At 35.9% G+C, this 14,751-nt stretch carries 14 protein-coding genes; 9 read left to right on the top strand and 5 right to left on the bottom strand.

Going from position 1 to position 14,751, the window contains the following annotated elements:
• The 8 genes from BW926_RS10560 to BW926_RS10525 form a co-directional block, all read left to right on the top strand.
• Positions 1-1,204, top strand: a 1,204-nt coding sequence (locus BW926_RS10560) for a glycosyltransferase (protein ID WP_228403436.1), incomplete at its 5' end; no start/stop codon positions are given.
• Positions 1,186-2,037: a glycosyltransferase family 2 protein gene (locus tag BW926_RS10555; RefSeq protein WP_143756536.1), complete on the top strand. Its 852-nt coding sequence runs from the start codon at positions 1,186-1,188 to the stop codon at positions 2,035-2,037. The genes BW926_RS10560 and BW926_RS10555, both read left to right, overlap by 19 nt.
• Positions 2,038-2,157: 120 nt before the next feature.
• Positions 2,158-3,309, top strand: coding sequence for a glycosyltransferase (locus BW926_RS10550; RefSeq protein ID WP_076446929.1), 1,152 nt, complete (start codon positions 2,158-2,160; stop codon positions 3,307-3,309).
• Between the two features lie 43 nt (positions 3,310-3,352).
• Positions 3,353-3,910: a serine acetyltransferase gene (locus BW926_RS10545; protein WP_076446927.1), complete on the top strand. Its 558-nt coding sequence runs from the start codon at positions 3,353-3,355 to the stop codon at positions 3,908-3,910.
• A gap of 276 nt (positions 3,911-4,186) precedes the next feature.
• Complete coding sequence (locus BW926_RS10540; protein WP_076446925.1) at positions 4,187-4,855, top strand: carbonic anhydrase; 669 nt, start codon at positions 4,187-4,189, stop codon at positions 4,853-4,855.
• Between the two features lie 26 nt (positions 4,856-4,881).
• Entirely contained in the window at positions 4,882-5,181 is a 300-nt protein-coding gene (locus tag BW926_RS10535; protein ID WP_076446923.1) for a hypothetical protein, read from the top strand.
• 131 nt (positions 5,182-5,312) lie between these two features.
• Positions 5,313-6,905: a SulP family inorganic anion transporter gene (locus tag BW926_RS10530; RefSeq protein ID WP_076446922.1), complete on the top strand. Its 1,593-nt coding sequence runs from the start codon at positions 5,313-5,315 to the stop codon at positions 6,903-6,905.
• 56 nt (positions 6,906-6,961) lie between these two features.
• Positions 6,962-7,597 (top strand): carbonic anhydrase family protein, encoded by a 636-nt coding sequence (locus BW926_RS10525; RefSeq protein ID WP_076446920.1) that lies wholly within the window; start codon positions 6,962-6,964, stop codon positions 7,595-7,597.
• Between the two features lie 68 nt (positions 7,598-7,665).
• Here BW926_RS10525 and BW926_RS14405 read toward each other — a convergent pair whose 3' ends face one another.
• Positions 7,666-7,815, bottom strand: coding sequence for a hypothetical protein (locus BW926_RS14405; RefSeq protein ID WP_179078007.1), 150 nt, complete (start codon positions 7,813-7,815; stop codon positions 7,666-7,668).
• A gap of 34 nt (positions 7,816-7,849) precedes the next feature.
• On the opposite strand from BW926_RS14405, the gene BW926_RS10520 reads away from it, so the two are divergent.
• On the top strand, positions 7,850-8,272 hold the full coding sequence (locus BW926_RS10520; RefSeq protein ID WP_076446918.1) for a hypothetical protein: 423 nt from the start codon (positions 7,850-7,852) through the stop codon (positions 8,270-8,272).
• A 33-nt stretch (positions 8,273-8,305) separates the two neighbouring features.
• Here BW926_RS10520 and pth read toward each other — a convergent pair whose 3' ends face one another.
• The 4 genes from pth to mfd form a co-directional block, all read right to left on the bottom strand.
• Positions 8,306-8,869: an aminoacyl-tRNA hydrolase gene (gene pth / locus BW926_RS10515; protein WP_076446916.1), complete on the bottom strand. Its 564-nt coding sequence runs from the start codon at positions 8,867-8,869 to the stop codon at positions 8,306-8,308.
• Between the two features lie 114 nt (positions 8,870-8,983).
• On the bottom strand, positions 8,984-9,913 hold the full coding sequence (locus BW926_RS10510; protein WP_076446914.1) for a hypothetical protein: 930 nt from the start codon (positions 9,911-9,913) through the stop codon (positions 8,984-8,986).
• Between the two features lie 102 nt (positions 9,914-10,015).
• A complete protein-coding gene (locus BW926_RS10505; protein WP_076446912.1) occupies positions 10,016-10,870 on the bottom strand; it encodes a hypothetical protein in 855 nt (284 codons plus the stop codon).
• A 399-nt stretch (positions 10,871-11,269) separates the two neighbouring features.
• Positions 11,270-14,644: a transcription-repair coupling factor gene (gene mfd / locus BW926_RS10500; protein WP_076446911.1), complete on the bottom strand. Its 3,375-nt coding sequence runs from the start codon at positions 14,642-14,644 to the stop codon at positions 11,270-11,272.
• Between the last annotated feature and the right edge of the window lie 107 nt (positions 14,645-14,751).

Below are 14,751 nucleotides of genomic sequence, written 5' to 3'. Positions count from 1 at the left end.
TACTGATGAGTTCCAGATTATTAGTTTTTTAAATTGCAATCCAAAATTGCTAATTTTCTTGGAACTTTTTTGTCTAAATAAGTTTAAACAACTTCATTATCAGAATATAAAACCCAATGGTATATCCAAGGTTCTGAGCAGTCTCACTTCTGATCTTTCTGATCAGGGTTATGAAATCGACATACTTTATTTAATGGCTCCGCATGAGGATTTTTATCCTATCAACCCTAAAATAAAGAAGCACTACAGTGATTCTTTCGCTGACAGATATTCAAAACTTGCAACCTATCTATTTAAAAACTTTAAATCTATCCCCAAGATCTATAACATACATTCTTATTTGTATGACCTGGGATCTTACCGAGTCTTAAAAAAATGGATTAAAAAAAACCATCGTCATTACGATACCATCGTCCCATGCTGGTATAAGCTTTCATCCATGCTTGCTCTTGACAGCGAGGTAAGCAAGAAAACAATCGCCTGGGAACATATCAGCTACAAAACCGGCGGAAAGCTCTGGTATGGTACATTAAGGAAATATTACAAAAACCTTAAAGGAATCGTTTGTATCAATAAGGGCGGCTTCGATCACTATAACAGCCTGAATAAAAACACCCATTTTATTTATAACATTATTGATGATCACCTAGATTCTCTTTCCTATATCCCTCCTCTAAAAAAAGAAAATCTTATTTCTATGATTTGTCGCCTTGATCCTGAAAAAAATGTCATGGCATTTTTAGAAATATTCTTAAAAAGCAATATACCTACTGATTGGAAGGCGGAAATAATGGGACAGGGACGGGAAAAAGAAACTCTACAGAAGTTTCTGGAAGCAAATAATTTACAGAACAGAATAAAATTTTTAGGGCACGGTAATAGTGATGATGTATACCGCCTCATGGCAAGATCCAAAATATCATGCCTTACCTCTACCAATGAAGCTTTCGGAATGGTGCTTTTGGAAGCGATGTTCTCCAGCAATGCCCTGATTGCATATGATTGTGACTACGGTCCTTCCGACATTATCAACGAAAAAAATGGTTTTTTAATTCCCCTTCATGATCCAGAGCCTTTTATTAAAAGTTTGGAAAAACTTACTCATGATGAAAACCTGCTTAATACCCTGATGAAATCTTCATTTGAAGAGACAGCTCATTGGAAAAAAGAAAAAATAACACAACAATGGAAAAAGATACTTTAAAACTTTCTATAATAATACCCGTATACAATACCCCACTACCCTATGTCAAAGAATGCCTGGAAAGCATCGAACAGTCGCAAATCAAATATCCTTATGAGATCATAATCATTAATGACGGGTCTACAGACGTAGAGCTATTACACTTTCTACAAGAATATAAAAATCCCAATGCAGTAATGATCCACAAGGAAAACTCAGGGGTTTCTGCAAGCAGAAATGTAGGATTGAAAAGAGCAAAAGGTAAATATATTTTATGCTTGGATTCAGACGACAAGCTTTTACCGACTATTAATAATGCCATCGCCTATTTGGATTATAACAGCACCTATGATGTTTTATACTGTGATCTTCAGGCTTTTGGGGATACCGAATTTCTTCATAAAAAATGTGAGTTTTCAATGTTTCAGCTGATATATATTAGTAATATGCTTACTCCATCTTCCACTTTATTTAAAAAGGAGCTGAGCTCTAAGGTTTTTTTTAATGAAAATCTGTCCTTTTCGGAGGACAGGGATTTTTTTGCCAGAGCTGCAGTCTTGGGATTCAGCTTTAAGTGTTTCAAATTACCATTCTGCCTGTATAGGAGAATCTATAACAGCCAATCTCTCTCGCAGAAATATCTCAATACGAAAGACGAAGTGGAATCTTTTATTAAATCACAGTTTAATCCTCATAAAGTAATAACCCAGGAAGAGGTTAATCAATATGTAATCAATAATTTTACGACACACAAAAAGCATATTATAAAATTATTATTAATCATATTTTTTCCATCTTTATTTACCTATTTCAAGTATAAAAAATTATATAAAAACAATATCGTCATTGACTAAACTTCAGACTTTTTTAAAATAGAAATTTTATCTCTTAAATTTATTTATAATTATGGTATAGCAAAAAATAGTTCGTAATTTTATCCGCTTATGAAATAGGAACAATCCTAAAAATGGAAAATGACTGAAAAAAAGAAAATCCTCATCCGTATCGGTTCCCTGCGTCATGGAGGCGCCGAAAAAGTTCTGGTTACATTCCTGAAAAACCTTCGTAAAGATAAGTATGAAATAGATTTGCTGCTAAACCTTTATTCGGGTAAATATTTACCCGAAGTTCCTGATTGGATTAATATTTTACACCTCCACAAAGGAGAAATGATCACCACAAATCGCCCTCACGAAATTCCCAGAAAGGCGGCAAGGGTGCTTCATGAAAAGATATTAAAAAAACTTCCTAATCTGCTGTACAAAGGAAAGCTTAAAAATAAAAAATACGACATCGAGTTTGCAGCCATCCACGGCATGCGCGATGAAATCCTAGGTTCTCCGATACAGTCTTCAAAAAAAGTAGTCTGGATCCACAATGACCTTTCTCAGGTGAAAGGATATACCGATCATGAAATCAGAAAATTTTTCGGGTTTGATAAAATCATGGTGATCTCAGAAAAGATCGAACAGTTTTTCCACAGTCTGGCAAAAAATGAAACAGAAAAACAGAAAATCGTAAAAATTTATAATCCTTTAGACACAGAAGAATTCATTGCAAAGGCAGACCAGCCGGTCATCAATTATGAGTTTGATAAAAATATTCCGACTTTTATTTCCGTAGGAACCGTTTTTCCACAAAAAGGCTTTGACAGATTGTTGAAAGTTCATAAAAGACTCCTGAAAGAAGGTTTTCAGCATAAAGTTTTGATCGTAGGTGATGGCTATGATTTTGAAAACATTAAAAAATTAAAATCAGACCTTGGAGTAGACAATACAGCAACAATGCTGGGCTTTACAGATAATCCTTATCCATATTTCAAAAATGCAGACTTCTATATTTTAAGCTCAAGATATGAAGGTTTTCCGACGGTATTATTTGAAGCAATTACCTTAAAAAAGAAAATTATTTCTACTCAGGTTTCCGGATCAGCCGAAATGCTGAACAACGGCGAATTAGGTTTAATTGTAGAAAATTCAGAAGAAGGAATTTATGACGGAATGAAAAAAGCTTTGTCTGATCCCGAATCATTCGAAAAATATTCTGAAAAACTAATGAATTACGAAATGCCGTTTAATCTGGAAAATTCGGTTAATAAAATTACATCTATCTTAGACGAATTATAACTAAATTAATCTTTAAAAACAATAGATTCCTTACATTTGTTTTATGGCAGATCAATATTCTACTCTTCAAAAAGATTTTTACCGGGAAAGTGGAAAATGGCTTTCCTCCTTTGAAATTTGGGCAAAATGCGTCAACCCGAATCTTCATTTTATTTATATACTAAGGCAGGCTCAAAAGTTTAAGAAAAAATCTATCCTTGGACTTTTCTGGAGATTCATTTTACGACACCATCAAATTAAATATGGTTTTCAGATTTATCCGGAAACAGAAATTGGGGAAGGTTTCTACCTTGGGCATTGGGGAAGTTTGGTGATTAACCCCAATACTAAAATCGGGAAAAATTGCAATATTGCACAGGGGGTCACAATCGGGCAGCAAAACAGAGGAAAGAATGCCGGATTTCCCATTATTGGTGATGAAGTCTGGATTGGCACAAATGCCGTACTGGTAGGAGGAATAACGATTGGAAATAATGTTTTGGTGGGTCCAAACTCTTATGTAAATTTTGATGTCCCGGAAAATTCTGTCGTAATAGGAAATCCTGCAAAGGTTTATCCCCATACTAATGCAACAGAAGGTTATATCAATAATAAAATTTAAGATATTTCAAAAAGATTAGTTAATAAAACTTCAATATGGCAATTGTTATTTTTGATCAAGTTTGTAACTTTATCATAATTTAATCAAAACCCTAGAAATAGTCAATTTACAAAGTTTAATTTATGATTTTAAGCACATTTTAATATTAAACTTTGTTAAAACTAATTGCTATTTCGGGAAAAATTATATTTTTGTATAATTATTGATTTGGTCTATTGAATTTAAAAATAATTTAATCGAAATTAAATAATTATAAAAATTTACAAATTTTAGATTATGTCACAATCGTACGAGGTTATTTTTGAAAACAATAGAAAATGGGTAGAATCTAAGATAGCTGACAACCCTAATTTCTTTGAAGAGCTTGCTAAAACTCAGCATCCTGATTATTTATATATAGGGTGTTCAGACAGCAGGGCTACAGCAGAAGAATTGATGGGAGCAAAGCCAGGTGAAGTTTTTGTTCACAGAAATATCGCCAATGTGGTCAATACTTTAGACATGAGCTCTACAGCAGTCATTCAATACGCCGTAGAACATCTGAAAGTAAAGCACATTATTGTCTGCGGCCACTATAATTGCGGCGGTGTAAAGGCAGCAATGACTCCTCAGGACCTGGGCCTTCTGAATCCTTGGCTGAGAAACATCAGGGATGTCTACAGGCTACACCAGGCCGAATTGGATAATATTGAGGATGAAGGAAAGCGTTATGACAGGCTTGTTGAGCTAAACGTTCAGGAACAGTGCATCAACGTGATCAAAATGGCATGTGTGCAAGAAAGATATATTTTAGAAGAGCATCCTATTGTCCATGGTTGGGTATTTGATCTTAGAACTGGTAAGATTATTGATCTTGAAATTGACTTTGAAAAAATATTAAAAGACATCCAAAAAATCTACAACCTTACAAGTTCTGACTGGATAATGAGCCGAAAGAAAAAATAAAAGTTTTTATTAAAAAGAGAATCAAAATGAAATTCTGGAGTATTATTACATTATTGCTTTTCATGAATTTTACAGCATTACCTGGTATTGCTTCGTTTTTGGGCTGGGATCTTACAAGAACCAATGTAGTGATCAATGAAGAAGAGCCACATTCTCATCCTTCCACTTTTATCGTATATGAAAAAACCCTCCCAAAAACGTTGGATGTATTTGATTATCTGAAGTTTTTTGAGCCTTCTAAAGAAGGCAAGTCTTTTATTCTTATAGATGATTCCTTTCATCTGTCACCTTTGCTTACTGTATTTTCTCCGCCTCCGGAAGCATAATTCTCTCAGTCGGCTTTTATTATTCGCATCATTTTTTGATAGGATAACACGTGCTTTAAATTAAAATTCCAATCTTTTTTAATCAGTTTATTTAGAGATATTTAAGCGATTATATCACACATCTTCACATCATGAAAAAGACATCATTAATAGGAGGAATAAAGGATAATTTCCCCTCAGGACTCGTAGTATTTTTAGTTGCATTACCTTTGTGTTTAGGTATCGCTTTAGCATCAGGTGCACCTCCCTTATCTGGTATTATTGCGGGGATTGTTGGTGGTCTGGTGGTAGGATTAATCAGCAATTCAAATATATCTGTTTCAGGTCCGGCTGCCGGTCTTACCGCAATTGTTTTAACGGCCATTACAGATCTTGGCGTATTTGAGCTTTTTCTTTGCGCAGGAATTATTGCGGGACTCATTCAATTGGTCTTAGGATTTATAAGAGCAGGAAGTATTTCCAATTATTTTCCAAACAATGTTATTGAAGGAATGCTCGCTGCCATTGGTATTATTATTATTTTAAAACAAATTCCTCATGCTCTGGGGTTTGATAAAGATTATGAAGGTCATGAATCTATTTTTGATAACGGCTTAAACTTCGGATACTTTACAGAATTATTCGGGGCGGTTCATCCGGGGGCTATTATTGTAACCTTAGTATCTATTACTATTTTGACCACCTGGGACAGAGTGCAGGCTTTAAAAAGAATAAAAATGCTTCCGGGAGCTTTGGTAGCCGTAGTTGCAGGAATTGTACTTAACGAAGTTTTCAAAATGACAGGAAGTTCATTAGCAATTCAGACACAGCATTTGGTTTCACTGCCGGTTCCCCAGTCTTTTGATGATTTTAAGAATCTGGTGACAATGCCGGATTTCACAGGATTTACCAACCCTAAAGTTTGGATCGTGGGTGCTACTATTGCTATTGTGGCTTCCATAGAGACACTGCTTTGTATTGAAGCATCCGACAGATTAGACAAGCAACGAAGAATCACGGACACCAACTTGGAATTAAAAGCACAGGGAATTGGCAATCTGATAAGCTCATTTATCGGCGGGCTTCCGATGACTTCCGTAGTAGTGAGAAGTTCTGCAAATGCGAATGCTGGAGCGACTTCGAAGGCATCTACCATTATTCATGGGACATTATTATTGATCTGTGTATTATCCATTCCGGTTATTTTGAATCTTATTCCGCTGGCAACCTTAGCGGCCGTGCTTATTATGGTAGGGTATAAACTGGCAAAACCGACAACATTCAAACATTTCTGGCGTTTGGGTAAATTCCAGTTTATCCCGTTTGTAGCAACTGTCGTAGCCGTTGTGGCAACCGATTTATTAAAAGGTGTGGGAATAGGCCTTGCAATTTCCGTTTTCTATATTCTCCAGGGAAACATGAAAAGAGCGTATTATTTAAGTCGTGAAAAGCTGGATGATGCAGATGGAATCAACATTAAGCTTGCCGAGGAAGTCTCTTTCCTGAATAAAGCCGCGATCAAAAAAACCTTAAAAAACATAAAACCAGATTCTTCCGTTACCATCGATGCCAGAGGCACCTCATATATTGCAACGGATGTTCTAGAGATGATTCAGGATTTTGCCAATATCCGGGCAAAGGAAGAAGATATTACAGTGGAACTTCTAGGTTTTAAAACTTCCTACAGAGATTATGAAAGAGATGAAGATTCTCATATTCTTGTTACACACAGAAGAGCAATGTAAGCTCATTACATTTTTTTTAACTTAATAAAATAATAATTAACATTATAAATAATTATATGAAAGCACATACATACGAAACTCAGTCGACGATCACTCCTGAAAAAGCGCTTAACTTTTTAAAGGAAGGAAACCAAAGATTCGTAAACAACCTTAAAGCCAACAGAGACCTTCTGGGGCAGGTAAATGCTACACGGGAAGGGCAATGGCCTTTTGCTGTGGTTTTGAGCTGTATAGACAGCCGTACTTCTGCAGAGCTTATTTTCGACCAGGGGCTTGGGGATATTTTCAGCATCAGAATTGCAGGTAATTTCGTAAACCAGGACATTCTTGGATCCATGGAGTTCGGCTGTAATGTCGCAGGCTCCAGATTAATTGTCGTGTTAGGACATACTAAATGTGGCGCATTGAAAGGCGGACTGGACGCTGCCCAAATCGAAGGAATGGGAATGGAAAACCTAAACCACCTGATCAATCATTTTGGCCCAATTATTAATGGCGTAATTGAAGAAGGCGAAGAACGCTCATCTAAAAACAGCTCTCTTCTGGAAAGGCTGAATCATCAAAATGTAAAAAGCGCCATTGAAGATATCCGCAAACAAAGTTCAACGCTTAGAAAGCTTGAAGAAGAAGGTAAAATAAAAATAGTGGGAGCCAACTATGATGTTGAGACAGGAGCTGTAGCCTGGTTGTAAGCCCTTTATAGCATTTTATTTTCAGGATGCTGATTAAAGAAATATGTCATAGTTAGATAGATTGGAAATTATTTTTTTAAAGTACAAACTTTAAGGTCATGGGTTTCGGTGGTGGCTGAGGCTCTCGAAGCCACCTGTCCTACTACCCTAGCCCCGATTGCAATGAAAATCCTTTTTTGAAAAAAAAGATTGTAATGAAAAGCGGGAAAAAGCTCCAAAAAACTTACTTTTGGTATTTAAATATTTAAAATTATGAAAATACGGTTCAGCCTGTTTTTATTCATTCTGCTAATTTGCAATCAGGCCTTAAAATCGCAAAAGACAGTAAGTGATACGCTGGCTTACGTGAAGAAATTTGAAATAAATAAAGAAAAATACATCGGAAAACCTTTTTCATTATTGTTAAAAGATATGACCTTGCTGCAGCCGAAAAATGCAAAATCCGACATCAGCGAAGATCCAGAAAGCCCACTGCAAAGCACCATGTTTATGTTTTCGGATAAGAACATCAGCTCAGCCAACGGAACTTTCCTGATCATTAAATGGAAGGCCGATGCAATTCCCAATACTCCGATTGAGTTTTTTGAACAGGAGCATAATTACCGTTTTACGCTGAGCGAAAGAAATTTCTTTGAGAAAAAAGTAGTGAAAGACATCGTCGTTTACAAAAAATAAGAAAACCTCCATTTCAGGAGGTTTTTTTATGTATTATTTGCCGTTAAAAGCAGACATTGTGTTGTTGATTCCTGCAAAAACGAATGACAGACTGGCCTTGGAAAATTTTTCAATTCTTTCGGGGAGCTTTTCTGTCTCTTCAGCATTCCAGGTTCCTAGAACATAATCTACCTGCCGACCTTCTGAGAAATCTGCCGAGATGCCGAATCGAAGACGCGCATAATTTTGTGTCTGAAGAACTTCATTGATATTTTTTAATCCGTTGTGTCCGGCATCAGAGCCTTTCCCTTTCATTCTCAATGTTCCGAAAGGTAGAGCCAGGTCATCCGTCACAATCAGGACATTCTCCAGCGGGATATTTTCTTTCTGCATCCAATATCTTACTGCATTTCCGGAAAGATTCATATAGGTGTCCGGTTTTAAGATCAGGACTCTTCGCCCTTTATATTTTCCGTCGGCCATCCACCCGAAATTAGTAGTATTAAAGAGGGCTTCCAATGTTTCTGCAATTTTTTCCGCTATTTTGAAACCTATATTGTGACGTGTATTTTCGTATTCCGCGCCTTTGTTTCCAAGGCCTACTATTAAATATTTCATTGAGAAATTTTTTGCAAAATTAAAGCATTTTTGTGATTAAGAATAATTAAACAAAGGCTAAATAAAAAACTCAACCTTCGGAAAGATTGAGCCTAAAAATATTTTAAAAAATTCTTACAATGGTTTGTAAATATAGTTTATATCGAATCCTTTTACCATATAGGTCTGCGGATCGTAGTTGTAGTCTGTAGAGAAGACGACAGGAACAGGAACCGGCTGAGTAAGATCTGTAACGGAAACTCTTTTAGGGCAGTTCGGTGATAAAATCCAGCTGTAACTATCATTGATTTCTGTAGACAATATTCTTGAGATTTTATATGCAAAAGGAATTAAAGTAAACGGATTGATCTTCGCATCGTAATTGGAATATCCATAACTATATTTACTTACTGCCGGAGCGAAAACTCCACCGCTCATTGGCCCGTAATGTCTCGTTACCGTAGAGACATTATCACCGGAATAAGTATATTTTGTTCTTGAATAGTTTTTGTATTCAAAAGAGGTACCTGTAACATCTTCACCGGTTCTCATGATGATAGAATCTAGCTTGCTTGTAGATGCAGCATACTTTAAGATATAAAGCGTTTTTGTTTTTCTCAAAGTAAATGAAGGCGGCGGACCAACGTTGATGATGAATGTCTGGCGGTTTTCAGAAATTGATTCCAGCCTTCCTGTAGGTCCATAAGCGAAGAATTGAGTGTATGAAACACTATCAATATCAATATTTCCGTCGCTATCAAGATCCAAATGTCCGTTGAAAGTGACTTTACTTACCTTATCTCCGCTGTACATTATATCTGTAATGGATTTTTTTCCATCATCAAATCCGGGAGTAATCACCTTTGTCAGCTGTAGTCCGTTATAATGATATTCGGCTAAAGTATCTGTATCTGTAATTTCTCTGTATAAAGCTCTGGGACCATTCAGCCCTGTGTTTGAATTAATATCGTTCAACGGGTTTCCATCTTCATCCAATAAATCTTTACAAGAATGGATTGTAGAAATACCAACTAACAATAAAATAAAATAAAAAAGTCGTTTCATTCCAAGTGGATTATTTATTTTTTCACAAATATAATTTTTTTTTGAATAAAAATTATAAATTTATTCATATTACATCAAAACTATTAAAAGACAGCTGCTAGACTATAACGGTTTATAGATATATTTAATTGCCTGGCTTTGATCAGAAACCGGATAATTCTGCGAGTCGTACAAGTATCCTTTCGGAATAGGCACTGCGGGAGATCCTGGACTGTGGAGTGTAATCTGCCCTACGTTATTAGTGGAAAGCATATAAAAATTGATTGGGAATAATGTTCCTGTAATCATGAAATATTCTTTCGGTAAGGTGGTATACGGATTGATCTTGCTGTCAAAATTAGCATAAGCATAGGTCATTTTAGTAGATGTAGTAGGGTCCGGATTTCCACCGCTCATGAGCATTGAAGTCTGATCCATATTTACGACATTACTTGCAGAAAAGGTGAATTTATATTCTACATAATGCGTGTAAGATGTGCTTCCACCCATTTTTTTCTTTTCCACAATTCTGTACAGCTGTCCGTTTGCATCATAAAAAACGGTAAAGTCACTATGATTCGTTGTAGACATTACCATCTGGTTCATAGAAATTTCGGACAATTTTTCATTGGTATAGGTGATGGTGTACACATTGTCTATGACGTGAGGATTTACATTATCCTGATATTTTATCTGGGAGATCTTATCACCAGTATAGGTAACCGACGCTGTAATGATATTGGTAGATCCGGCATCTCTGATATAAGCCTCAGAAAGCTTTCCGCCTATGTTTGTAACATATTCCTCAATATCTTTGGTTCCGTTTGTTACTTTACTTAGAATTCTCGGGCCTGTAATGGTAGATCCTCCGGAATTATTGTTATTCTGGTTGGGTGGATCATCCGTTGTACTATCACAAGACATTACAAATCCGAGGGCTAATGCAGCAAAAGCTGAAAGAAAGTAATTTTTTGTCATATGTCATATATTAAATTTAGCACTGTCAAATATAGATGATTTTCTTTTACGAAAAAAAAATAAAAATCTTAAATAAGTCCAGCAAATATGTAAAAATTTTGAAAAATTTCGCTTTTAGATTTTATAATTATCATTTATTTTTGAAAAATTAGTATAGCTGCAAAACCGATGTGGTTAAGACAGATTGCGACATAGTCGAAGTAATGCCTATTCTAAGTTCTTTTCTTAAAGTGGTTTTCTTTTTTATACCAAGAACAGAATTGGGGCACTTGCACCAACTTTCACCTGTGCACGGATCTAGATTTTCATGAACAATTCAGGGATTATAAATCATTCGGTATTAATCAATTACATAGATTTTGATTTTATGAAAAGTAAAATTATTTCTGCTAATAAACGCTAGCCTTCTTCATTTTTTAGTATTGATTTTAATAGGTAATTCACCTCATCGACATTTATTATCTTATCTTTTCTCATCATGAGGTGGTTGCCATCCTTGCTTACTTTCTCCTTCAGCTGGGCTTCTGCAGGATTTTTTGTTAAATAATTAATAACGTTTTTAAATTTATCTGTCTGATAAAACTTATCCTGTGGGTTGCTTGGGAAGTATCCCAGAAAGACTCCGTTTTTCATTACAATTTTTTCGAAGCCGATATCCGACGCGAGCCATTTTAAGTTGACACTTTTTAATAAATTTTTTGCTTCTTTTGGTAAATTTCCGAATCGATCTATTAATTCAGACTCAAATTTTAACAATTTTTCTTCGTTTTCCACCTCAGCAAGTTTCTGGTAAAGCAGTAATCTTTCCTCAGTATTGGAGATGTACCAATCCGGAAGCATCAGCTCCAGATCTGTATCAATATTTACATCTTTAGTTGTTTTAAACAATTTGTTTCTTTCTTCTTCATTTTCGAAAAGATTTTCAAACTCCTGATCATCTTTTAATTCTTCCAAAGCTTCTTGCATTAATTTTTGATAGGTCTCAAAACCCATTTCATTAATAAATCCGCTCTGCTCTGCTCCCAGCAGGTCTCCGGCCCCACGAATCTCTAAATCTTTCATCGCTATCTGGAAACCACTTCCCAAATCGGAAAATTGCTCAATAGCCTCCAAACGCTTTCTTGCATCAGAAGTCATCATATCGTAAGGAGGTGTTATCAGATAACAAAAAGCTTTTCTGTTGCTTCGCCCGACCCTTCCTCTCATCTGGTGAAGGTCTGCCATCCCGAATCTGTGAGCATCATTGATGAAAATAGTATTGGCATTCGGAACATCCACTCCACTTTCCACAATGGTAGTGGAAACCAGCACATCATACTTTCCTTCCATGAAATCAAGGACATTTTTTTCCAGTTGCTTACCTTCCATCTGCCCGTGGCCGGTAATAACTTTGGCATCCGGAACCAGTCTTTGGATCAATCCTGAAATATCTTTAAGATTTTCTATTCTGTTATTAATAAAGTAAACCTGCCCGTCACGTTGAAGTTCATAGGAAATTGCATCCCGAATAGTTTCTTCATTAAAGCCTATCAATTGAGTATCAACTGGCTGCCTGTTCGGCGGAGGTGTTTTAATGACTGATAAATCCCTTGCAGCCATCAAGGAAAACTGTAGTGTCCTGGGAATTGGTGTTGCAGTAAGCGTCAGTGTATCTACATTGCTTTTTAACGTCTTTAATTTATCTTTTACAGAAACCCCGAATTTATGTTCTTCATCAATAATCAACAAGCCTAAATCTTTAAACTTCACCGAACCACCCGCTAATTGATGAGTTCCTATAATAATATCAACTTTACCATTTTTCAGGGCCTCCAGCGTTTCAGTTTTTTGCTTTGCTGTCCTGAATCGGTTTATATAAGCAACATTCACCGGAAAATCTTTTAGCCTTTCCTTAAAACTTCGGTAATGCTGGAAAGCCAAAATTGTTGTAGGAACCAAAACAGCAACCTGCTTCCCATCCGTCGCCGCTTTGAACGCCGCACGAATAGCCACTTCTGTTTTCCCGAAACCTACATCCCCGCAAACCAGACGATCCATTACTGTATCGGCTTCCATATCTTTTTTTACATCTATGGTTGCTTTTTCCTGATCCGGGGTATCTTCATAAAGGAAGCTGGCTTCCAATTCATTCTGCAAATAAGAATCTGGGGTATAGCCAAAACCTTTCGCCGTTTTTCTCTGGGCGTATAATTTTATTAAATCAAATGCAAGCTGCTTTACTCTTGCTTTTGTTTTTTGCTTTAAAGATTTCCAGGTGGGTGATCCAAGTTTGCTCAAAACAATTTCGCGGCCTTCTGGCCCATTGTACTTGGATATTTTATGAAGAGAATGAATACTTACATATAATAAATCGCCATTTTTATAAGTTAATTTAAAGCATTCCTGGATTTTACCATCATTATTGACTTTCACCAAGCCCATGAATTTTCCTATCCCATGATCTATGTGGGCAATATAATCCCCGATTTTAAGAGACATTAAATCTTTCAGTGTCAATTGCTCCGATTTTGCAAAGGTATTTTTAGCTTTATATCTCTGATAACGGTCAAAAATCTGATGATCTGTATACACCAATAACTTATGGTCATTGTCTACAAATCCTTCATGAAGCTCAGATTTAAAGCTTTTAAAAGGAACCTCATGCTCCAGCTCTTCAAAAATAGATTCCAGCCTTTCTTTCTGTTTTTCGGATGAAAAAGAAATCCAGGTATTGAAGCCTTCATTTTGTCTGTCTTCAAGATTTTCTATCAGTAATTCGAAATTCTTGTGGAAGGAAGGCTGTGCAGTCTGATCAATTTTTATTTCCGAGATTTCTATTACACCCTCAATAGGAATGCTCCCAAAATCAACTGTTTTGAATTTTTTATAATCAAATAAAAACTCCTGATCAGAAATAAATAATTCCTGTGGCGGTCTGTGGGCAATATCTTTGCTTAAAGTCTCAAATTTGGTAAGTGATTTTTCGTAAAAGGTTTTGAGCTTTTGCATCCCGATAAGCCCATTTCTAGAAATTATAAAACTTTCTTTAGGTAATAGCTGCAGTAATGATACTCGGCTTCCCGTAACCGTAAAATTCATATTGGAAACCAATTGAAAATCGGTCACTTTATCCTCTGAAAGCTGTGTTTCAATATCAAAAGTTTTAATGTTTTCCACTTCATTTCCGAAGAAAGTAATACGGTAGGGCTTTTCATTGGAAAATGAGAAAACATCCACAATTCCTCCTCTCACGGAAAATTCTCCCGGCTCGGAAACAAAATCTGCCTGATGGAAATTATAATGATTTAATAATTCATCCACGAAATCAAAGTCAAGCTGGTCACCGACTTTGATATGATGTGAAATAGCTTTAAAATCTTCCTTTTTCAAAACTTTTTCAGACAAGGCGCCCGCGTAGGCAACAATGACTTTGGGTGTTTTACTTGAGATAATTTTATTAATAACCTCAGTTCTCAGGACAAGGTTGGCATTCTGTGTTTTCTCTACCTGATACGGCTCCAGGTGAGTAGCCGGAAAGTACAAAACCTTGTCTTTTCCCAGCAGATCTTCCATTTCCGTATTTGCATAGAGCGCATCTTCTTTATCGTCAACAAGATATAGAATGTGTTTTTCCTGCGTGAGAAAAAGTTCAGCTGTAAAGATAGAAGCCGAAGAGCCGGCATTTCCTTTTACAAAAATATGCTGATGAGTTCTTAACTGAATAAAAATCTCCTTTCCAAACTCTTTCTGAAGAAGATCTGGAAGGAATTTTTCATTAATGTTTTTTAATTGCATAAATAATTTGGTATAACGACAAAAGCGATTTCGGGAGTTTCCGAAATCGTTTGATTCATACATTCATACAAATGTACGGATATTTTTTTCTTTTAAAGAAAAACTGT

This window comes from Chryseobacterium sp. RU37D (genome assembly GCF_900156075.1).
Taxonomy (GTDB): domain Bacteria; phylum Bacteroidota; class Bacteroidia; order Flavobacteriales; family Weeksellaceae; genus Chryseobacterium.
This window is presented reverse-complemented; position numbering and strand designations above follow the sequence as displayed.

Bases quoted from the DNA above. Each gene is read 5' to 3' on its own strand.
- BW926_RS10545 (WP_076446927.1), top strand. From the start codon at position 3,353: ATGGCAGATCAATATTCTACTCTTCAAAAAGATTTTTACCGGGAAAGT.
- BW926_RS10505 (WP_076446912.1), bottom strand. From the start codon at position 10,870: ATGACAAAAAATTACTTTCTTTCAGCTTTTGCTGCATTAGCCCTCGGA.
- BW926_RS10530 (WP_076446922.1), top strand. From the start codon at position 5,313: ATGAAAAAGACATCATTAATAGGAGGAATAAAGGATAATTTCCCCTCA.
- BW926_RS10535 (WP_076446923.1), top strand. From the start codon at position 4,882: ATGAAATTCTGGAGTATTATTACATTATTGCTTTTCATGAATTTTACA.
- BW926_RS10555 (WP_143756536.1), top strand. From the start codon at position 1,186: ATGGAAAAAGATACTTTAAAACTTTCTATAATAATACCCGTATACAAT.
- BW926_RS10540 (WP_076446925.1), top strand. From the start codon at position 4,187: ATGTCACAATCGTACGAGGTTATTTTTGAAAACAATAGAAAATGGGTA.
- pth (WP_076446916.1), bottom strand. From the start codon at position 8,869: ATGAAATATTTAATAGTAGGCCTTGGAAACAAAGGCGCGGAATACGAA.
- BW926_RS10510 (WP_076446914.1), bottom strand. From the start codon at position 9,913: ATGAAACGACTTTTTTATTTTATTTTATTGTTAGTTGGTATTTCTACA.
- BW926_RS10520 (WP_076446918.1), top strand. From the start codon at position 7,850: ATGAAAATACGGTTCAGCCTGTTTTTATTCATTCTGCTAATTTGCAAT.
- BW926_RS10525 (WP_076446920.1), top strand. From the start codon at position 6,962: ATGAAAGCACATACATACGAAACTCAGTCGACGATCACTCCTGAAAAA.
- mfd (WP_076446911.1), bottom strand. From the start codon at position 14,644: ATGCAATTAAAAAACATTAATGAAAAATTCCTTCCAGATCTTCTTCAG.
- BW926_RS10550 (WP_076446929.1), top strand. From the start codon at position 2,158: ATGACTGAAAAAAAGAAAATCCTCATCCGTATCGGTTCCCTGCGTCAT.